At 67.0% G+C, this 19,456-nt stretch carries 16 protein-coding genes (1 of these 16 only partly in view); 7 read left to right on the top strand and 9 right to left on the bottom strand.

What is annotated here, in order from left to right:
• Both VFG17_RS08760 and VFG17_RS08755 read right to left on the bottom strand, forming a co-directional pair.
• Positions 1-844: the 5' portion of an Hsp70 family protein gene (locus VFG17_RS08760; protein ID WP_325029071.1), read on the bottom strand. It extends 449 nt beyond the left edge of the window; only the first 844 of its 1,293 coding nucleotides appear in the window; its start codon is at positions 842-844; its stop codon lies beyond the left edge, outside the window.
• 71 nt (positions 845-915) lie between these two features.
• Entirely contained in the window at positions 916-1,548 is a 633-nt protein-coding gene (locus tag VFG17_RS08755; protein WP_325029070.1) for a TetR/AcrR family transcriptional regulator, read from the bottom strand.
• Positions 1,549-1,613: 65 nt separating this feature from the next.
• On the opposite strand from VFG17_RS08755, the gene VFG17_RS08750 reads away from it, so the two are divergent.
• From VFG17_RS08750 to VFG17_RS08740, 3 genes are read left to right on the top strand one after another with little or no spacing between them, the layout of a single operon-like run.
• Positions 1,614-3,041 carry an efflux transporter outer membrane subunit gene (locus tag VFG17_RS08750; RefSeq protein ID WP_325029069.1) on the top strand — a complete coding sequence of 476 codons (1,428 nt, stop codon included), beginning with the start codon at positions 1,614-1,616 and terminating at the stop codon, positions 3,039-3,041.
• Positions 3,038-4,204: an HlyD family efflux transporter periplasmic adaptor subunit gene (locus tag VFG17_RS08745; protein ID WP_414712938.1), complete on the top strand. Its 1,167-nt coding sequence runs from the start codon at positions 3,038-3,040 to the stop codon at positions 4,202-4,204. The genes VFG17_RS08750 and VFG17_RS08745 overlap by 4 nt, the downstream gene beginning before the upstream one ends.
• Before the next feature lie 4 nt (positions 4,205-4,208).
• On the top strand, positions 4,209-5,759 hold the full coding sequence (locus VFG17_RS08740; protein WP_325029067.1) for a DHA2 family efflux MFS transporter permease subunit: 1,551 nt from the start codon (positions 4,209-4,211) through the stop codon (positions 5,757-5,759).
• A 29-nt stretch (positions 5,760-5,788) separates the two neighbouring features.
• Here VFG17_RS08740 and VFG17_RS08735 read toward each other — a convergent pair whose 3' ends face one another.
• On the bottom strand, positions 5,789-6,211 hold the full coding sequence (locus VFG17_RS08735) for a VOC family protein (protein ID WP_325029066.1): 423 nt from the start codon (positions 6,209-6,211) through the stop codon (positions 5,789-5,791).
• A gap of 80 nt (positions 6,212-6,291) precedes the next feature.
• Between VFG17_RS08735 and VFG17_RS08730 the strand changes: the two genes are divergently transcribed.
• From VFG17_RS08730 to VFG17_RS08720, 3 genes are all read left to right on the top strand, one after another.
• The gene (locus VFG17_RS08730; RefSeq protein WP_325029065.1) at positions 6,292-8,175 is read left to right on the top strand and encodes an ABC-F family ATP-binding cassette domain-containing protein; all 1,884 of its coding nucleotides are present in this window, start codon (positions 6,292-6,294) and stop codon (positions 8,173-8,175) included.
• 192 nt (positions 8,176-8,367) lie between these two features.
• Entirely contained in the window at positions 8,368-9,456 is a 1,089-nt protein-coding gene (hppD, locus tag VFG17_RS08725; protein ID WP_325029064.1) for a 4-hydroxyphenylpyruvate dioxygenase, read from the top strand.
• Positions 9,453-9,998, top strand: a complete 546-nt coding sequence (locus VFG17_RS08720; RefSeq protein WP_325029063.1) for a VOC family protein — start codon at positions 9,453-9,455, stop codon at positions 9,996-9,998. Before hppD ends, VFG17_RS08720 begins: the two co-directional genes overlap by 4 nt.
• Before the next feature lie 125 nt (positions 9,999-10,123).
• Here VFG17_RS08720 and VFG17_RS08715 read toward each other — a convergent pair whose 3' ends face one another.
• Together VFG17_RS08715 and VFG17_RS08710 are read right to left on the bottom strand one after the other, a co-directional pair.
• Entirely contained in the window at positions 10,124-10,777 is a 654-nt protein-coding gene (locus VFG17_RS08715) for a YqaA family protein (protein ID WP_325029098.1), read from the bottom strand.
• A 213-nt stretch (positions 10,778-10,990) separates the two neighbouring features.
• Positions 10,991-11,347 (bottom strand): UrcA family protein, encoded by a 357-nt coding sequence (locus VFG17_RS08710; protein WP_325029062.1) that lies wholly within the window; start codon positions 11,345-11,347, stop codon positions 10,991-10,993.
• Positions 11,348-11,571: 224 nt separating this feature from the next.
• On the opposite strand from VFG17_RS08710, the gene VFG17_RS08705 reads away from it, so the two are divergent.
• Entirely contained in the window at positions 11,572-13,923 is a 2,352-nt protein-coding gene (locus tag VFG17_RS08705) for a BTAD domain-containing putative transcriptional regulator (RefSeq protein ID WP_325029061.1), read from the top strand.
• Here VFG17_RS08705 and purH read toward each other — a convergent pair.
• The 4 genes from purH to VFG17_RS08685 form a co-directional block, all read right to left on the bottom strand.
• Positions 13,895-15,487, bottom strand: coding sequence for a bifunctional phosphoribosylaminoimidazolecarboxamide formyltransferase/IMP cyclohydrolase (purH, locus tag VFG17_RS08700; RefSeq protein ID WP_325029060.1), 1,593 nt, complete (start codon positions 15,485-15,487; stop codon positions 13,895-13,897). The two genes, VFG17_RS08705 and purH, sit on opposite strands and share 29 nt — an antisense overlap.
• A gap of 82 nt (positions 15,488-15,569) precedes the next feature.
• Positions 15,570-16,892, bottom strand: a complete 1,323-nt coding sequence (locus VFG17_RS08695; protein ID WP_325029059.1) for a hypothetical protein — start codon at positions 16,890-16,892, stop codon at positions 15,570-15,572.
• 121 nt (positions 16,893-17,013) lie between these two features.
• Entirely contained in the window at positions 17,014-18,027 is a 1,014-nt protein-coding gene (locus VFG17_RS08690) for a phytase (RefSeq protein ID WP_325029058.1), read from the bottom strand.
• A 24-nt stretch (positions 18,028-18,051) separates the two neighbouring features.
• Positions 18,052-19,410 (bottom strand): metallophosphoesterase family protein, encoded by a 1,359-nt coding sequence (locus VFG17_RS08685; protein ID WP_325029097.1) that lies wholly within the window; start codon positions 19,408-19,410, stop codon positions 18,052-18,054.
• Between the last annotated feature and the right edge of the window lie 46 nt (positions 19,411-19,456).

Raw genomic sequence — 19,456 nt, 5'->3', positions numbered from 1 at the left:
GGATATCGTCGAGCGTCCGCCGGTTGCGCATCATCGCGAGCCGCGACCAATCGCCGAAATCGGCGAAATAGCCGCCGGGGATCTCGAGAATCTTGTCGAATGAGCGGTAATGGCTGCCCTTGCCGAGCAATGGCAGCACGAGCCGGTCGACGATGCGATAGTCGAACCGGTCGCCCGCGATCCCGATCCCCGATGAGGCGAGCGGAACGCAGCGGCGCGGCGCACCCGGTTCGGCAACGCGCACAATCGAGAAGTCGGTGGTGCCGCCGCCGAAGTCGGCGACGAGGATCGTCGCGGGCTCGGTCAGCCGCGAGGCATAGCTGTGCGCGGCGCCGAGCGGCTCGTGGACATAATATATTTCGGTGCCGAACGCCGCGAGCATCGCGTCGTAACGCCTCCGCGCGAGTTCGGGATCGGGCCGCGCACCGGCATATTCGACCGGGCGCCCGACGACGATCCGCCGCGGCCGTTCGTCGAGCGCGCCGTCTGCATGCGCGATCAGGCGCTGGAGGAACAACCGCCCCAGATCCTCGAAACGGAACGGCTTGTTGAAAATCATCGCGCGCTCGAACAGCGGACTCGCGGCAACGCTCTTGAACGACTGGATGAAGCGGCTGTCGAGCGGCGACTGGAGATATTCCTCGATCGCCCACGGCCCCGCCTCGTGCGCGACGCCGTTCCAGCCGCGCTCCTCTTCCCAGAAGCAGAGCGCCGAGCGGAATACCGCATCGCCCGCGTCGCCGAACGCCACGAGCCCGGTCCCGCCGCGTCCGTCGGCGAGCGCGACGACGCTGTTCGTCGTGCCGAAATCGAGGCCGAGCGCGCTCGCGGCCGCCTTGTCCATGACATGCTCCTGTGGCGATGGGGATCCCTTGCGGGGCGGCGCCTATTGCACAGCGCGGACCGTCGAGCAAGTCAGGCGTCGGGCCGCCACGCGCGATGGAAGGCATCGACCGCCGCGTCGACATCGTCCTGCAGGCGGGCGAGGTCGCGGCTTTCGGGCAGGTTGAGCATCGCGAACTGATAAAGGCCCGACTGGCAAAGTCCGGTGAATTGCTGCACCGCGCGCATCGGGTCGCCCATCCTCAGTTCGCCGCGCACCATTTTTTCGCCGACCCACACCGCCGCGCGCGCCTTGCCGCGGCGCGGACCGCGTTCGTAGAAGGTTTCGGCGAGGTGCGGGAAACGCTCGGCCTCGCCGACGACGAGGCGAAAGAGCGACAGGATCGGCGTCGCGGTCAGCTTGGTCATCAGCAAATTGCCGAAGGTGCGCAAAACATCGGGCACCGGCTCGTCGAGCGGCAGCTCGATCGCGAGCGCATCGCCATATTGCGCGACGATATCGTCGACCACTGCCGCGAACAACTCCTCCTTCGACGGGAAATAGGTCCACAGCGTCGTCTTCGACCCGCCGACCTTGCTCGCGATCGACGACATCGTCGTCCCCGCATAGCCGTTCGCGAAAAACAGCTCGCGCGCCGCGTCGACGAACGCCTTGCGCCGCACCGCGGCCGCATCGTCGAGAGCAGGCGTACTATCTGGTATCATTTCGATTGACAACGCAGTCTCCAAAGGTCATTTGCGCATGATACCAGCTAGTATCGTTGGAAGCCATGCCCCGATCATTTTTTCTCACAACCGCGCTTTTCGGCCTTCTGGCCGGTTGCGCAAGCGTTCCCGACCTCGGCCCGAAACCCGTTCCGGCCTCCGCCGATTCGTTCGAGTCGGCCGCGAGCTTCGCCGATGCGAACGGCGAATGGCCGGTCGAAGGCTGGTGGCAGGGATTCGGCGACGCGCAGCTCGATACGCTGATCGCCGAGGGGCTCGCGGGTTCGCCCGACCTCGCGATCGCCGCCGCGCGCGTGCGCGCCGCCGAGGCGATGGCGCGGCAGGCGGGCGCGGCGCTGCTGCCGCGCGTCGGTGCCGAGGCGAGCGCGGGCGGTGTCCAGCAGAGCAAGAATATGGGCATCCCGCCCCAGTTCGTTCCCGACGGCATCCAGGATACGGGGCATATCGCCGCGACCTTCGGCTTCGATCTCGACCTGTGGGGCAAGAATCGCGCCGCGCTCGCCGCGGCGACGTCGGAGGCCGAGGCCGCGCGCGTCGACGCGGCGCAGGCGCGGCTGATGCTCACCACCGGGATCGCCGCCGCTTATGTGGATCTCGCGGGCTATTATCAGGCGCTCGACGTCGCCAATGAGGCGGTGCGCGTCCGCACCGCGAGCGCCGACCTGTCGGGCGAGCGCGCCCGCGCCGGCATCGAAAATCAGGCGAGCCAGCGCCAGGCCGAAAGCCGCGCCGCCTCATCGCGCGCCGATGTCGTCGCGCTCGAGGAAGCGATCACGACGACGCGCAACCGCATTGCCGCGCTGCTCGGCGCCGGACCCGATCGCGGGCGTGCGATCGACCGTCCGCGGCTGACGCGACCCGCGCTCGGCCTTCCCCCCGCGGCGGGAATCGACCTCATCGGCCGCCGCCCCGACATCGTCGCGGCACGGCTACGCAGCGAAGCGGCGGCGAAGCGCATCGATGTCGCGCGCGCCGATTTCTATCCGAACATCAGCCTGTCGGCGCTCGTCGGTCTCCAGTCGCTCGGCCTGTCGAACCTGTTCAACGCGGGGTCCGAATATGGCAATGGCGGCGCCGCGATCAGCCTGCCGATCTTCGAAGGCGGGCGGCTGCAAGGTCGCTATCGCGGGTCACGCGCCGACTATGACGCGGCGGTCGCAACCTATGATCGCACGCTGGTTGGCGCGCTGCGCGATGTCGCCGACATCGTCGCCAGCCGCGCCGCGACGGCACGCCAGCTCGCCGGGCGGCGCGAGGCGCTGACCGCTGCCGCCGAAGCGTCGAAACTCGCCGGGCTGCGCTATCGCGCCGGCCTGTCGAACCAGATCGTCCAGCTCACCGCGGAGGACAGCATGGTCGCGCTCGACCGCGCGGTCGCCGAGCTCAAGGCGCGCCAGCTTTCCCTCGATATCGCCCTGATCCGCGCGCTTGGCGGCGGTTATCGCACGCTAAACTCAACAGGAGACGAATGATGGCCGACGAAACGGCTGCGACCGAAACCGGCGCTCCCCAAACCTCCCCCGAAACGACCGACACCGGGCCCAACGGCGCGAAGCGCAAGAAGCTGCTCGGCATCCTCGTGATCGTCGTGGTGACGATCGCGGTCCTGTGGGCGCTCTGGTATTTCCTCACCCAAGCCGGGCGCGTCCACACCGACAACGCCTATGTCGGCGCCGATTCGGCGCAAGTGACCGCGCTCGTCTCGGGCCCGGTCAAGGAAGTCCGCGTCGCCGGCACGCAGGCGGTGAAGAAGGGCGACATCCTCGTCATCCTCGACGACGCCGACCAGCGGATCGCGGTCGCCGACGCCGAAGCGGCGCTGCGCCTTGCGCGTCAGCGTTACGGCCAGGCCGACGCCAACGCCGACGCCGCGCGCGCGCGCGTCGCGGCACGCGGCGCCGAAATCGCACAGGCCAAAGCGCGGCTGCGCGATGCCAATGCGACGGTCGAACGCGCGCGCGCCGAACTTGCGCGGCGCGAGAGCATCGCCGGCACGGGCGCGGTATCGGGCGAAGAACTGACCGCCGCGCGCGCGGCGCTGGCTTCGGCGAGCGCGGCGCGCGACCTCGCCGCCGCCGGCATCGCCTCGGCCGAAGCGACGCGCGGCTCGGCAAGCGGCGATCTCGGCGCCGCCGAAGCGATCGTGCGCGGCACGACGATCGACACCGCCCCCGACGTCGCCGCGGCCGAAGCGCGGCTCGAAAAGGCGCGGCTCGACCTCGCGCGCACCGTTCTGCGCGCGCCGGTCGACGGCATCGTCACCAACCGGGCGGTGCAGGTCGGCCAGCGGATCGCCGCGGGCGCGCCGATCATGGTCATCGTTCCGGTCGCGACCGCCTATGTCGACGCCAATTTCAAGGAAAGCCAGTTCGGCGATATCCGCATCGGCCAGCCGGTCGAGCTGGTATCGGACTATTATGGCGGCGACGTCGTCTATCGCGGCAAGGTGATCGGCATCGCCGGCGGCACCGGCGCGGCCTTCTCGCTGATCCCGGCGCAGAATGCCACCGGCAACTGGGTGAAGGTCGTCCAGCGCCTGCCGGTGCGCATCGCGCTCGATCCGAAGCAGCTGAAAGAACATCCGCTGCGCGTCGGGCTGTCGATGGAAGCCACGATCGACACGCGCGGGAACTGACATCATGGCCAGCGCCGCCGCCCTTGCATCTATGATCCCCGCCGAGCCGCAACCGCTCAGCGGCGTGCGGCTGCTCCTCGCCGCCTTCGCGCTCGCGCTCGCCAATTTCGTCGTCGTGCTCGACACGACGATCGCCAATGTGTCGGTGCCACATATCGCGGGCGGTCTCGCGGTGTCGCCGACGCAGGGCACATGGGTGATCACCAGCTATGCGGTCGCCGACGCGATCAGCGTACCGCTCACCGGCTGGCTCGCGATGCGGTTCGGCACCGTGCGCTGGTTCCTCTTCTCTATCATCGGTTTCGGCATCTTCTCGGTGCTGTGCGGGGTGTCGCAGACCCTGGACGCGCTCGTCATCTTCCGCATCCTGCAGGGTCTTTCGGGCGGTCCGCTGATGCCGCTGTCGCAGATCCTGCTGCTGCGCATCTTTCCCCGGGAAAAGGCGGGCATCGCGCTCGCGATCTGGGCGATGACGACGACGACCGCGCCGATTCTCGGGCCGATTCTCGGCGGGCTGATCAGCGACAACTGGAGCTGGCACTGGATATTCTTCATCAATATTCCCGTCGTCGCGATCTGCTTCTTCGGTGTCGCGAGCCTGCTCCGGCCGTTCGAGACCAAGCGCGCCAAGGCGCCGATCGACATGATCGGGCTGATCCTGCTCATCCTCTCGGTCGGCGCCTTCCAGTTGATGCTCGACACGGGGCGCGAGCATGACTGGTTCGAATCGGGCTGGATCGTGACGCTGGCGATCGTCTCCGCGATCGCCTTCGCCGCCTTCGTCATCTGGGAACTGACCGACGCCAATCCCGTCGTCGACCTTCGCGTCTTCCGTTTCAGGGGATTCAGCTTCGCGACCGTCGCGATCTCGTTGGGTTTCGGGGCCTTCTTCTCGCAGGTTGTGCTGACGCCTTTGTGGTTGCAGCAGGTCGCGGGCTATACCGCGACCGAGACGGGCTATATCGTCGCGTGGATCGGCGTGTTCGCCGTGCTGCTCTCGCCCGTCGCGGCCGGGCTGATCGGCAAGATCGACATCCGCATCTCGATCAGCGCCGGTATCCTGTGGATGGCGTTCGTCTCGATCCTCCGCGCGAGCTGGAACGCTGACGTCGATTACTGGACGCTGGCGCTGCCGCACCTCCTGCAAGGGATGGGCATGCCCTTTTTCTTCGTCGGGCTGACCGCGCTCGCACTGTCGAGCGTGCCGGCAAAGGATCAGACGTCGGCGGCGGGGCTGATGAGCTTTCTGCGCACCCTTTCGGGCGCGATCGGTACCGCGGTCGCGACGAGCGCGTGGGATAGCCAGAACCGCGTCGCGCGATCCGAAATCGTGTCGGGCATGAACGATACGGCGGGGGCGATGGACCTGCTCCAGCGCGCCGGGCTCACGCTCGAACAGGCGCGCGCCGCGATCGAGCGGATGGTCGAGGTGCAGGCCTCTACCATCGGCGTGCTCCACCTGTTTCTGGCCGCCGGCGTCGTCTTCGTGATCGCCGCCATTTCGGTGTGGTGCGCGCCGCTGCCCAAGCAGGTCTCGATGGGCGCGTCGCACTAGGACCGATCGACACCCGCGTGCCGCGCACGCTATCGGGCGAAAAGCTGCCCCGGATCGGCGAAGGCCTTGAACTCGAGCGCATTGCCCGCGGGGTCGTGAAAGAACATCGTCGACTGCTCGCCCGGCTGGCCAGCAAAGCGCGTGTGCGGTTCGATCACGAACGCGGTGCCCGCCGCCTTCAGCCGCTCGGCGAGCGCCTGCCATTCGGCGGGCGGCAGCACGACGCCGAAATGCGGCACCGGCACCGCATGCCCGTCGACCGGGTTATGCGCGGGCCGCGCGCGCGGCGTATCGACGCGGTGCGCGACGATCTGGTGGCCGTAAAGATTGAAGTCGATCCAGTCGGCATCGCTCCGCCCTTCGGGACAGCCGAGCACGCCGCCATAGAAACGCCGCGCGGCGTCGAGATCGTCGACCGGAAAGGCGATGTGAAAGGGAGCGAGGTCGGCCATTTTCCCTCTTTGCCGCACATGCACCGCGAATGCCAGCGCGGGACTTGGGCAGCGGCGCCGAACATGCTAGGCGCGCGCGCATGCTGACGATCAATGGCCTCACCGTGCGCCTCGGCGGGCGCACCATCCTCGACCGCGCGGCCGCGAGCCTGCCGGGCAAAAGCCGCACGGGCCTGATCGGCCGCAACGGCGCGGGCAAGTCGACCCTGATGAAAGTGATGATCGGCCAGCTCGAAGCCGACGAGGGCGGCATCGAAATGCCGCGCAAGACGCGCGTCGGCTATATCGCGCAGGAAGCGCCGAGCGGCAGCGCGACCCCGTTCGAAACCGTGCTCGCCGCCGATACCGAACGCGCGCAGCTGCTCGCGGCGTCGGAGACCGAGCAGGACGCGCACAAGCTCGGCGACATCCACGAACGGCTGATCGCGATCGACGCCTATGCCGCGCCCGCGCGCGCCGCGCGCATCCTGATCGGCCTCGGCTTCGACGAGGAAATGCAGGGCCAGCCGCTCGACAGTTTCTCGGGCGGGTGGAAGATGCGTGTCGCGCTCGCGGCGCTGCTCTTCTCGAACCCCGACCTGCTGCTCCTCGACGAACCGTCGAACCACCTCGACCTCGAAGCGACGATGTGGCTCGAAAACTTCCTGCGCGCCTATCCCGGCCAGCTTGTCGTGATCAGCCACGAACGCGACCTTTTGAACAATGTCGTCGACCATATCCTGCACCTCGAGGGCGGCAAGGTGACGCTCTATCCCGGCGGCTATAATGATTTCGAACGCCAGCGCGCCGAGCGGATCGCACAGCTTGCCGCCGCCAAGGCGGCGCAGGATGCGCAGCGCGCCAAGCTGCAGGACTATGTCGCACGCAACAGCGCGCGCGCCTCGACCGCGAAACAGGCGCAGTCGCGCGCCAAGCAGCTCGCGAAGATGCAGCCGATCGCGGCGGTCGCCGAGGATCCGAGCCTCGTCTTCGACTTCCCGAGCCCCGACGAGCTGAAGCCGCCGCTGATCACGCTTGACCTCGCGAGCGTCGGCTATACGCCGGGCGAGCCGATCCTGACGCGCCTCAACCTGCGCATCGACCCCGACGACCGCATCGCGCTCCTCGGCCGCAACGGCAACGGCAAGACGACGCTCGCGCGCCTGCTCGCGGCGCAGCTCGCGCCGATGGACGGCGCGATGGCGGCGTCGGGCAAGATGCGCGTCGGCTATTTCACCCAATATCAGGTCGAAGAACTCGACGGCGCCGACACGCCGCTTGGCCATATGACGCGCGTGATGACGGGCAAGACGCCGGGCGCGGTGCGTGCGCAACTGGGGCGCTTCGGCTTCACCGGCAACAAGGCGACGACTGAAGTCGGCAAGCTGTCGGGCGGCGAACGCGCGCGGCTCGCGCTCGCGCTGATCACGCGCGACGCGCCGCACCTCCTCATCCTCGACGAACCGACCAACCACCTCGACGTCGATGCGCGCGAGGCGCTGGTGCAGGCGTTGAACGGCTTCGACGGCGCGGTGCTGATCGTCAGCCACGACCGCCACATGCTCGAACTCACCGCCGACCGGCTCGTGCTCGTCGACAATGGCACCGCGCGCGATTTCGACGGCAGCATGGACGATTATGTCGCCTTCATTCTCGGCAAGGGTGCGGCGAACGACGATGCCAAGGGCGCGCCGGCGAAATCGAGGGATGCGAAGTCGGCGCGGCAGGAAGCCGCGAAGGCGCGCGAGGCGCAGGCGGCGCTGCGCAAAAGCGCCAAGGATCACGAAGCGCAGGCCGAGAAACTGAACAGGCAGATTTCGGCAATCGACCGCGCGATGTTCGATCCCGCGAGCGCCGAGCCCGCGCTGGCGAAGCTGACGATGGGCGACCTCGCGCAGCGCCGCGGCAAGGTGGCGGGCGAACTGGAGCGCGTCGAGGCGGCGTGGATGGAAGCGCTCGAGGCGATCGAGGAAGCCGCGGCTTAGCCGAGAGATAGCGTCGCCCCCGCGAAGGCGGGGGCCGCTGTCGTCCTTACCTTTCCTAGCTGCGTAAACCTCCGGCGGCCCCCGCCTGCGCGGGGGCGACGCGCATGTGAGGCGTCTCGCCGCTCGCACATTGACTCTCACCCCCCAATCCATCATACTAGTTTCAATTGAAACTATATGGGGAATGCATCCATGGCCGATCTGTTCGACAATCCGCTGGGTCTCGACGGCTTCGAATTCGTCGAATTTTCGGCGCCCGAGAAGGGTGTTCTCGAACCCGTTTTCGAACGCATGGGCTTCACCCGCATCGCACGCCACCGGTCGAAGCAGGTCGAATTGTGGCGGCAGGGCGGGATCAACCTGATCGCCAATTACGAGCCCAAATCGCCCGCCGCCTATTTCGCCGCCGAGCACGGCCCGTCGGCGTGCGGCATGGGCTGGCGCGTGCGCGACGCCGCAAAGGCCTATGCCGAAGCGATCGCGCGCGGCGCCGAGCCGGTCGAGGTCAAGACCGGTCCGATGGAGCTGCGCCTGCCCGCGATCCGCGGCATCGGCGGCTCGATCATCTATCTGATCGACCGTTACGGCGATGACCTCAGCATCTACGACATCGATTTCGTCTATGAGGAAGGCGTCGACCGCCACCCCGTCGGCGCGGGGCTGCAGATCATCGATCACCTGACGCACAATGTCTACGGCGGCCGCATGGCGCATTGGGCCGCCTTCTACGAGCGTATCGCGGGCTTCCGCGAGATCCGCTATTTCGACATCAAGGGCGAATATACCGGCCTCACGTCGAAGGCGATGACCGCGCCCGACGGCAAGATCCGCATTCCGCTCAACGAAGAGGGCGCCGGCGGCGGCGGCCAGATCGAGGAATATCTGCGCGCCTATAATGGCGAGGGCATCCAGCATATCGCCTTCGCGTGCGACGATCTCTACGCCGCGTGGGACAAGCTCAAGGATTATGGCAATCCCTTCGCGCCGGCACCGCCCGAAACCTATTACGAGCTGCTCGCCGAGCGTCTTCCCGGGCACGGCGAACCCGTCGACGAGCTGAAGTCGCGCGGTCTGCTGCTCGACGGCTCGACAACCGAGGGCGACCCGCGCCTCTTGCTCCAGATCTTCGGCCAGACCGTGATCGGCCCCGTCTTCTTCGAATTCATCCAGCGCAAGAAGGATGAGGGCTTCGGCGAGGGTAATTTCACCGCGCTGTTCAAGTCGATGGAACTCGACCAGATCCGCCGCGGCGCGCTCAATGTCGAGGAACCCGCCGAATGACGAGCCCGATCAAATTGGGCGGCGTCCACCACGCCGCCTATCGCTGCCGCGACGCGAAGGAGACGGTCGACTGGTACGAGCGCATGCTCGGCATGACCTACACGACCGCCTTCGCCGAGGATCATGTTCCCTCGACCGGCGAGTACGACCCCTATATGCACGTCTTCCTCGACGCGGGGAACGGCAACATCCTCGCCTTTTTCGAGCTGCCCAACCAGCCCGACATGGGCCGCGACGAAAATACGCCGCAATGGGTCCAGCATCTCGCGTTCAAGGTCGGCAGCTATGACGAGCTAGTGCAGGCGAAAGAGCATCTGACCGCGAACGGCGTCGATGTGCTTGGCCCGACGCATCACGGCATCTTCAAGTCGATCTATTTCTTCGACCCCAACGGCCACCGCGTCGAGCTCGCGTGCGACATCGGCACCGACGAGCAATATGCCGAGCTCAAACGTGTCGCGCCGCTGATGCTCGAGGAATGGAGCCAGACGAAAAAGGCCCCACGCCACGCCGATTGGCTGCACCAGGCGGCGAACGAGTAAGCCGCGGGGAAGCAATCCTCCCATCGTCACCCCGGACTTGATCCGGGGTCCATCCACGCTGCGCCGAGCCAATGGATCCCGGATCAAGTCCGGGATGACGAGAAAGAGGCGCGCGCCTGGTCAGTTCACGCCCGATCGAGCCCGATACTCTCCAGCGTCGCGCCGCTGCATTTGTCGGCCGCCTTCGCCTCGCCATCGCCCGACAGCGCGCCGATCGCGAGGAAGCCCGCGACCACCGCGACCAGAAATGCGCCGGTGACCCAGATCAGATATTTGTCGATAAACGCCTTGATCGGCGCCCCGAACAGCCGGAACAAAATCCCGACGAGCATGAAGGAAAAGGCCCGGCTGGCGAGGCTCGCCCACAGGAAGGTCCAGAAGCTCATGTGGATGAAGCCGGCGGTGATCGTCAGCAGCTTGAACGGGATCGGCGTCGCGCCTTTGATCAGGATGATCTCGGCGCCATATTCGCGCAAATAGCAGGCGGCCGGCGGAAAGGCATCGGTCAGCCCGAGCGCGCCGAGCAACGCCAGCCCGACGCTTTCATAGAGGAAAAAGCCGATCAGATAGCCGAGCATCCCGCCCGCGACCGAGGCGAGCGTGCAGATGATCGCATAGCGCACCGCCCTTTGCGGATTGGCGAGGCACATCAGCCCGAGCATCGGATGCGGCGGAATCGGAAAGAAGCTCGCCTCGATGAAGGAGACCAGCGCCAGCCAGACCTCGGCATGCGGATGCGCGGATTTCTCCATGGTCCAGTTGTAGAGATTCTGGATCATGGACTTGTTGCGGGGCGTTCGGGTCATGCGGGTCCTTGTCGGCGCGGGGTCGCCCCCTATGCCGCCCGCATCCCCCGAAGTCGAGCCGAAGCCTGCGGTGCCGAAACCGAAAACGCCGGGACCGTCGGCGAACGGGCCCGGCGCTGCTCCCGCCAGTGACGGGAGCAAAGGACATCGCCCGCGCCCGCGCCACCGGCGCGGACGCGGAAAGGATCAGGGCCGCGCGATCATGATCGCGCTGGCGACGGCCATCGGCGCGCCGGTTTTCGCGGCGGCAATGATGTCGCGGCTGGCATCGCGGCCGCGCGACAGGGCGCTGCGGAAACAACGGTTGGTGGCCATTTCGCGCAGCGTCGTTTCGACTTCGGGCCGAACGTCGCACACCGACCGCGCCGCGGCGCGCAGACGGCTGTCGAGACGCGCCAGGCCGCTTTCGCTGTCGAGGTTGAGGTCGCCATAGCCGACTTTCACCACCTTGATTTCGCCCGCGGGGGCGGTCGCCACGATGGGCTGCGAAAATGCGGGTGCCGGGCCGAGCAGCAACAGGGGCAGAGCCATAAGGATACGCATCGAATCACTCCCTTCATTCGATCCCAGCCGAAAGGCAGGCTGCGGATAGGGCGGGAGTAGCGGGGCGACATGCCGGTCGACGTGAGAGGATCGTCAATTCCGTATTAAAAATGCGTCAAAATCCATAACATTGAAATTTACCGTTCGTTTGCTCGTCAAAAACATGGTATTTCGGTCTTCGGGAAAAACATACGGCCGCATCCCTCGACTCAGGAGGTCGCGCCGTGAATTCTGCATGCGCCGAAAATGAGCGGTATGCCCCCGCCGCTACGCCTATATTGCGGCTCCTCGGCGATTTCGCCGTCGAGCCGGCCGACCTGTCCCCCACCGGCCGCAAGGCGCGTGCGCTCCTCGCACGGCTCGCGCTTGCCGACGCCCCGCTCGCGCGCGACCGCCTCAGCGCGCTTCTCTGGAGCCGCCGTCCCGATGCCCAGGCGCATGCCAGCCTGCGCCAATGCCTGGTCGAACTGAAGTGCTGGACGCGGGCGTCGCCGCCGCTGCTGCACGCCGATCGCGAGACCCTCGCCATCGATCATACACAGGTCGCCGACGATATTTCGCTGCTTCGCGCCGCGTGCGCGGCGGATGATGTTGCCGAGGTCCTGAACCGGTTGCCCGCGCACGATGTCGGATTGCTTGCCGATCTCGACGGCGTCGACGAGGCGTGGGACGACTGGTTGGCGGTCGAACGGGCGCGGCAGGGCGAAGCGATCGTTCGCGAGATACTCGCGATGGCCGATCGGCGGCTGCAGGCAGGCGATGTCGAGCGGACGCTCGCGGTGGCGGACAAGGTCACGCGGTTCGACCCGTGCAGCGAACATGCCGCGCGGCTGGTGATGAGCGCATGCTGGGCGGCGGGAGACAGCGACGGTCTGCGCCACGCCTGGCAGCGGATCGAAGATGCGCTCGCGCGCGGAATCGATGCCAGGCCTTCGGTGGAAACGGCGGAATTGTATCGGAACCTGTCCGGGCGGCCACGCCCGCCCGCCCCTCCGGCCGCGCCCCCGCAGCGATTGACGGTCAGTCCCCGCGCCAGCCCGTCACCGCGCAGCGCGCTTTGGCTCGGTGCGGTGGCATTGACCTTGGCGCTGGTGGGTGCCGATGTGCCGCGGACCGGGGCACCCGCGGCGGCGCTCGCCGCGACCGCGGTGCGCGTCGAGCCGATCGAGGCGCGCGGGCGTGACGCGATCGAGGACCGGTTCGCCGACGCGCTGGCGGGCGATTTCGCCCGCTTTGCGAAGGCGTCGGGCGGGGCGGTTCGCGTTCTCGATGGACAGGCGCCCGGCCAAGTCGGCGATTTCGTCGTCCGCGTCGCGATCGAGCGCGACGGCGATCAGTTCGCCAGCGAGCCGCGCGTCGTCGATCCGCTGAACGGGGCGATCCTGTGGTCGAGCCGCCTGACCGCGCCGGTCGGCGATCTCAGCCGCCTGCGCGAACGAACCGCCCTTGCCGTCGCCGGGCTGGTCAATTGCGCGCTGACGCTGAACGGCCGGGGGCAACCGCTCTCTACCGATGCCGATCGTCGATCGCTCATTTTCGCGATCTGCGACGCCAACACCGCCCACGACGGCCCGCGCACGATCCGCTTGATGGAACAGTTCGTCGATCGCTGGCCGGACAACGCCGATGCGCTCGGAATGCTGGCGCAGGTCCGCATCAAGCATTCTTCGGAGGACAGCGATTCCGCGAGCGTCGGCGCGGAAAGGGCGCTGGCGATCGATGCGGCGCGACGCGCGCTGGCGATCGATCCCCGCAATGCGGCCGCGCTGACGGCGCTGTCGCAGACGGGCTCGAGCGAATTATCCATGGTCGAGGCGTTGCCGCTCGTCGATCGCGCGCTGGCGATGGACCCCGAATATCCGGCGGCGCTGATGAGCAGCGCGGTGGGTCTGTTCATGGCCGGCTATGTCCGTGCCGGGGTGGAGCCGGCGGCGCGCGCCGCACGCGCCGATCCGACGTCGATCTACAAGGCGCTGGGGGTGGTGCGCCGTTATGCCGCCGCCGGCTATATGACCGAGGCGAGCGAGCAGTTCGCCGCCGTGGAGGCGATCTGGCCGGGGCATCCCGATCTGACCGAACATCGCCGCCGCCTCGCGGTCGAACGCGGCCGGATCGAGGCGGCCAGGGTCTATCGCGCCGCCACCGCGGAAGAGCGGCGCTCGTTCGAGATGTTGCTCATCCGCCAATTTATCGATCCGTCGAGCGGATCGCGCGAGGTCGAAGCGGCCGCACAAGCCGAATTCGCCCAATATGCGCCGACCGCTTACGCGCTCGCCGCGCATTATACGCAGCTCGGCGACATGCCGAAGGCTCTGGCCTGGCTGGCCCGCGCGCCGGTGCGCAAGACCGACGGCCAATGGTCGCTTCTCTATTGGCCCTCGGTCGCGCCGCTGCGGCGCGATCCGCGCTTCTTTTACCAGATGGCGCGGATCGGGCTGGTCGACTTCTGGCGGCGGCACGATCGCTGGCCCGACTTCTGCAAGGAGCCCGGATTGCGCTACGATTGCCAAGACGAAACCGAGCGGCTGGTGCGCCTCGGCCGCGCCGTCAGTGGCGGAAGTGCCGCATCCCGGTGAACAGCATCGCAAGACCCGCTTCGTTCGCCGCCGCGATCACCTCATCGTCGCGGATCGAGCCGCCCGGCTGGATCACGCAGGTCGCGCCCGCCTCTACCGCCGCCAGCAAGCCGTCGGCGAAGGGGAAGAAGGCGTCGCTCGCGACCGCGCTGCCGACGGTGCGGGCTTCGGCCCAGCCGTGGCTTGTCGCCGCTTCGCGTGCCTTCACCGCGGCGATGCGCGCGCTGTCGCGGCGGTTCATCTGCCCGGCGCCGATGCCGGCGGTCGACCCGCCCTTGGCATAGACGATCGCGTTCGACTTCACATGCTTGGCGATCGTCCATGCGAACAGCGCGTCGGTCAGTTCCTCGTCGGTCGGCGCGCGATCGGTGACGACCTTGAGGTCTGACACGCCGATGCGACCGTTATCGCGGCTCTGTGCGAGCCAGCCGCCCGCGATCGTCTTGAGCATCAGCCCGCCGCGCGCCGGATCGGGCAGCTCGCCCGTCAGCAGCAGGCGAAGGTTCTTTTTCTTCGCGAACACCGCGCGCGCGTCGGCGTCGGCGTCGGGGGCGCAGACGACTTCGGTAAAGATGCCGCTGATCGCCTCCGCCGTCGCGCCGTCGAGCGGCCGGTTGACCGCGATGATGCCGCCGAACGCCGAAACATCGTCGCATTTCAGCGCCGCGTCATAGGCCTCGGCGATCGTCGCGGCGGTCGCGACGCCGCACGGGTTCGCGTGCTTGACGATGACGCAGGTCGGGTCGGCCTCGCGGAATTCGGCGACCAGTTCGAGCGCCGCATCGGCGTCGTTGATATTGTTATAGCTGAGTTCCTTGCCCTGCACCTGTTCGGCCTGCGCAATGCCGCGCGCGGCGGGGCCGGCGGGCAGGTAGAGCGCCGCCTTCTGGTGCGGGTTCTCGCCATAGCGCAGCTCGCTCGCGAGCTTCGCGGTCAGCGGCAGCGTGTCGGGGAACATCTTGCCCTGATCGGCAAAGGCGAACCATTGCGCGATCATGCTGTCATAGGTCGCGGTGTGGGCAAAGGCGGTCGCGGCGAGGCGCTTGCGAAGGGCGAGGGTGGTCGCGCCGCCGTTCGCGTCCATCTCGGCGATTAGCGCCGCATAATCTTCGGGCTCGGTGACGATGCCCACGAAGGCGTGGTTCTTCGCCGACGAGCGCACCATCGCGGGGCCGCCGATGTCGATATTCTCGATCACCTCGTCGCGCGCCGCGCCCTTGGCGACAGTCGCGGCAAAGGGGTAGAGGTTGACGACCACCAGGTCGATCGCGCCGATCCCATGTTCGTCCATCGAGGCGACATGCGCCGCATCGTCGCGCACCGCGAGGATGCCGCCATGGACCGTCGGGTGCAGCGTCTTCACGCGGCCGTCCATCATCTCGGGAAAGCCGGTGAGGTCCGACACGTCGAGAACGTCGTGGCCGGCCTCGCGCAGCGCCTTCGCGGTGCCGCCGGTCGAAACCAGCTCGACGCCGTGACGGACGAGCGCGGCGGCAAGCTCGGCGAGCCCCGCCTTGTCGCTGACGGACAAGAGAGCGCGGCGGACGGGAATCAGGTCGGACATGGGGAGCGTGGCTTTCGCAAAGGAATAAGACGCGCCGCCCCTAGGCGTTTGCCCCCTTTTGCGCAACCGCGGACCCGACGGGTTATTGCAGGATGCGGATCGACTGCGTGGTCGGTTTGTCCTTCGACAGCTTTTGCAGATTGATCAACTGTTGGGTCAGCGCCACGATTTGCGACGTCCGGCTCTGTTCGAGTTCGGGGTCGAGCGGAACATACCAATTCTCCCCGCGAAACCGCGCCTGCACGAAGGTTTCCGCGGGACGCTGCTTCTTGATCGACAGCAGCGGTATGCCGTCGATTGCGGGCATATAATTCCCCTCGCGCAACGTCTCGCCCAGATAATAGATGATGCCCTCGGCCGAGCGAAGGGTGATCTGGAAGGTGCCGTTCACGCAGCCCGTGCCGTCGGTTTTCACCCCTTGGGCAAATATCGCATGATCGGATGGCCCGCTTTTCATTTCGGTCGAAAAGAGCTTGTAATTGGGGGCGGTATCCGCCGGTTGGCGGTCGTCGGGCGGCGCGGACGTGTCTGTTTCCTTGGCCGGAGGCTTGGCGTCGGTTGCGGCGGGGCATCCCGCCACGCCATCCGCCGCCTTGTCGAGCGACTTCACCACGACGTCGTCGCCGCCGCCCGACATCCTGACCAACCAGCGTTCGGTCTTATTCCCGCCGATCTTGCGGTCGGCGATCGTGAAACGCCTGCCGTCGAGTTGCAGGAAATCGGCCAGCTTCGATCCCGAAAAGTCGCTGACCGGCGCGACATAGTCGGTCTTTTCCTCCCTTACGCCCAGATCGATGGGATATTGCGCGACAAAATCGGTGAAGCGCTTCATCGCGGCATGATCGTCCGGATCATTTTTCCACGCGATGTCGATCACCGGCGACCCGCCCGCCGCCGGCACGAATTCGACCGATTCGATCATCAGATACATCAGCAGTTCGGGCGGCCATCCCTGATGGAGATAATGCGCGACCTGCGACGAGGTCAGCGACGTCGTGATCCCCTGATAAAATTCCTGCGTATCGAAGACCGCGATATCGAGGTTCGATCCAGTAACGATCGAGGCTTCGAGCGCGGGCGTGAAAACCTCGACGCCCGGGGTCGTGGCGGTGCTCGTCAGGTCTCCTGTCGGACCCGTGGTCTCCACCGCCGTAGCACCCTTGATGGCGACATTGCCGCTCGCCTTCCCGCTCAACGTCGCGCTGCCCGTCGCTTTGGCGATCGAGGTGAAATGCAGCGGTTCGCGATTGCGCGCGCGCAATATGTTCACGACCATCAATTCGTTCGCCGTATCGGCGATCATCGCATTCTGATCGATCGCGACGCGCTGCATCTGCGGTCCGAAAGCGCACCCGGCGAGCGCAAAGGCGATCCCCGCAACACCGGCATATCTGATGACTGCCATACCGAATCCCCCATCCGTTATGATGGCGGGCAGCTTAACCGGGACAGCCGTCCGATCAACGCGCTAATAGAGCCAATTCGGCGCCACTATTCCTATGCGCCGGGCGAGGGCGGGCGCCGGGTTACAGCCCGAGGGCCGCCGCGATCTGATCCCAGCGCACCAGCTTGAAATTCTGCGCCTTGGGTGCGTTGTCGCCATCCTGCGCGAGGAAGAGGCCATCGGGATAGGCGTCGCCGAAATTGCCCGCGACCGCCTCGATCCCGTCGGTCTCGCTCGTCGCGCCGAACGCGCCCGCCGCGACCGCGAAGCGCCCGATATAATCCACGCCCGGCAGACGAAGGACCGCATAGGCGTTATCGCCCTGGGATGAGGCGATCAGATAGCGCTGGCCCTTGTGGTCGATCGTCGCGAGGCCTTCGACGTCGGCGACGAGGCGCTGGTTGTCGACGGGGGCGACCAAACGCGCGGTCGCGGCGTTGCCGTTGGGCTTCAATTCCCAGATGCCGCCGACCTCCTCGCCGACATAGAGCGTGTCGCCGTCGAAGACGCAGCCTTCGGACTGGCTCGCGATCTTGTGCTCCCACTCGACAGCAAAGCTCGGCGCCGCACTCTCGGCCAGGGTCAGCGTGCCGACGCGCACCGTCCCGTCCTTGACGATCAGCGCCGCGGTGATCGGCTGCCCGGGCGCGCTTTTCTTGAGGCAGAGGCCATAGGCTTCGCCCGTGCCCGCCGCGGCGCGGCCGAGCGGCACGATCGCGGGCTTGCCCGCGTCGAGGCGGAACACCGCGAGATGCGCATTCACCCCGTCGTTGCGGTCGCTCGCGACGATGATGTCGCCCGCGACATCGACATTGTTGACGAGGCCCGCCTGCGTGAAAGCGATGTCCTTGCCGGTCAGGTCATAGACGTGCAGCCCCGCCTTCTTGTCGGTCGCGACGATCAGCGCGCGGTTGGGGTTGGCGGGATCGACCCAGATCGCCGGATCGTCGGCGGCATCGGCGCGGTTCGTGCCGACGGGCTGCGTCTCGCCGCTCGCGGTCACCTGAACCGGCGGCAGCCCGCTGATCATCGGCGCGCTCGCAGCGCAGCCGGCGAGCATGGCGGCGAGCGCCGCGGCGGTGAGCGGTTTCGTCATACGGATCATCCTCTTCCCCCTATCTTATTTGCCGCGGGCGACGCAGCGGCCGCCATCGGGGCCGGTTTCGCCCGAACAGCTACGCGCGGCGATCGTCGGTTCGGCGATTTCGTGCAGGCGGTTGCCGGCCCCGGTGCGTTCGAGGTCGAAGCCGTCATAGAGCCTGCCCGACGCCGTATAGGTGCGGAACTTCAGCCACTGCGGCTCGACATCGACGATCTGATATAGTTCGGTCGCCTCGGCGATCTTGTCGGGCTGTCGGCCCGCGCGGTCGTTGAGCCGGTACATTTTCGACCCCGTTACCGACACGAGATAGACGGGCCCCTGGACGCTGCCGTCGGCGCGCGCCTTGGCGCTCGCCTCGCGCCCGGCTTCCGACGTCAGCCGGCTGTAACAATGGTCGTGGCCCTGCAGCACCAGGTCGACCTTGCGCTTTTCGAACACCGGCTTCCACGCCGCCTTGATTTCCTTGGTGTCGTTCGGCCGCGCGCAGGTGAAGACGGGCTGGTGGAACAGCACGACGTTCCAGTTCGCCTTCGACGAGGCGAGCGTGGCATCGAGCCAGTCGGTCTGCGCCTGCATGGTGCCGAGGTCGATCGCCGCGGTGCCGTCGAGGATGATGAAACGCACCCCCTGATAATCGACGTAATAGGTCGTCGCCTTGACCGGATCGGCGCCGTTCGCGGGCAACGCGAATTGCGCGGACCAATAGGGGCCGAGCTTGCGGCTTTCGCTCCCGTCCGCCTTCAGCACATCGACATATTCATGATTGCCCGTCGCGGGCAGCTGCGGGACGATCGCATAATTATAGCCGCCCGCCGCGTTCCACTCGCCCCATTCGTCGTCATGGTCGAGGTCGTCGCGCTGGCCGACGAGGTCGCCGGCGTGGACGGTCAGGCGGATGTCGCCATGCGCGTGAAAGGCCTGACGGATCACGCGGCTGGCATAGGTCAATATGCCGTTCTGGACGTCGCCGAGATAAAGGAAGCGAAAGGGCTTCGCCTCGGCGGCGGCGGTACGGAACTGATACCATTCGCTCCACCCTGCCGCGCCCTTGACGCGATAGGCATAGACGGTGTCGGGGGTGAGGCCGGTGAAGCGGACCTGGTGATAAAGCGACGGGCCATAGCTGCTGTCGACCGGCATCGCCTCGCCCGTGACCAGCGCCGCCTTGTCCTCCAGCGTCGGCCCATCGACCGACACCGCGAGCTGGGCCTGGGACTCGGCCTGCGCGGTGTCGGTGCGATAGGCGATCGCCATCTCGCGCGCCGGGTCGGCCCCGGGCGAAAGGACGATGCGGTCGGGAAGGTTTTTCGGCGCGTAGGGAAGGCCGGGCGAACGCGGAAGCGAACCGCCCGCCTCCTGTGCGTCCGCGACGAGCATGCCCGAAAGGGCCAGCCCTGCCGCCAGCGGCAGCAGGGCGATCCGG

It is taken from the genome of Sphingopyxis sp. (assembly GCF_035686825.1).
Taxonomy (GTDB): domain Bacteria; phylum Pseudomonadota; class Alphaproteobacteria; order Sphingomonadales; family Sphingomonadaceae; genus Sphingopyxis.
This window is presented reverse-complemented; position numbering and strand designations above follow the sequence as displayed.

Excerpts from the sequence above, each read along its gene's own strand:
- VFG17_RS08755 (WP_325029070.1), bottom strand. The coding sequence starts at position 1,548 with ATGATACCAGATAGTACGCCTGCTCTCGACGATGCGGCCGCGGTGCGG.
- VFG17_RS08750 (WP_325029069.1), top strand. The coding sequence starts at position 1,614 with ATGCCCCGATCATTTTTTCTCACAACCGCGCTTTTCGGCCTTCTGGCC.
- VFG17_RS08745 (WP_414712938.1), top strand. The coding sequence starts at position 3,038 with ATGATGGCCGACGAAACGGCTGCGACCGAAACCGGCGCTCCCCAAACC.
- VFG17_RS08740 (WP_325029067.1), top strand. The coding sequence starts at position 4,209 with ATGGCCAGCGCCGCCGCCCTTGCATCTATGATCCCCGCCGAGCCGCAA.
- VFG17_RS08735 (WP_325029066.1), bottom strand. The coding sequence starts at position 6,211 with ATGGCCGACCTCGCTCCCTTTCACATCGCCTTTCCGGTCGACGATCTC.
- VFG17_RS08730 (WP_325029065.1), top strand. The coding sequence starts at position 6,292 with ATGCTGACGATCAATGGCCTCACCGTGCGCCTCGGCGGGCGCACCATC.
- hppD (WP_325029064.1), top strand. The coding sequence starts at position 8,368 with ATGGCCGATCTGTTCGACAATCCGCTGGGTCTCGACGGCTTCGAATTC.
- VFG17_RS08720 (WP_325029063.1), top strand. The coding sequence starts at position 9,453 with ATGACGAGCCCGATCAAATTGGGCGGCGTCCACCACGCCGCCTATCGC.
- VFG17_RS08715 (WP_325029098.1), bottom strand. The coding sequence starts at position 10,777 with ATGATCCAGAATCTCTACAACTGGACCATGGAGAAATCCGCGCATCCG.
- VFG17_RS08710 (WP_325029062.1), bottom strand. The coding sequence starts at position 11,347 with ATGCGTATCCTTATGGCTCTGCCCCTGTTGCTGCTCGGCCCGGCACCC.
- purH (WP_325029060.1), bottom strand. The coding sequence starts at position 15,487 with ATGTCCGACCTGATTCCCGTCCGCCGCGCTCTCTTGTCCGTCAGCGAC.
- VFG17_RS08695 (WP_325029059.1), bottom strand. The coding sequence starts at position 16,892 with ATGGCAGTCATCAGATATGCCGGTGTTGCGGGGATCGCCTTTGCGCTC.
- VFG17_RS08690 (WP_325029058.1), bottom strand. The coding sequence starts at position 18,027 with ATGACGAAACCGCTCACCGCCGCGGCGCTCGCCGCCATGCTCGCCGGC.
- VFG17_RS08685 (WP_325029097.1), bottom strand. The coding sequence starts at position 19,410 with ATGCTCGTCGCGGACGCACAGGAGGCGGGCGGTTCGCTTCCGCGTTCG.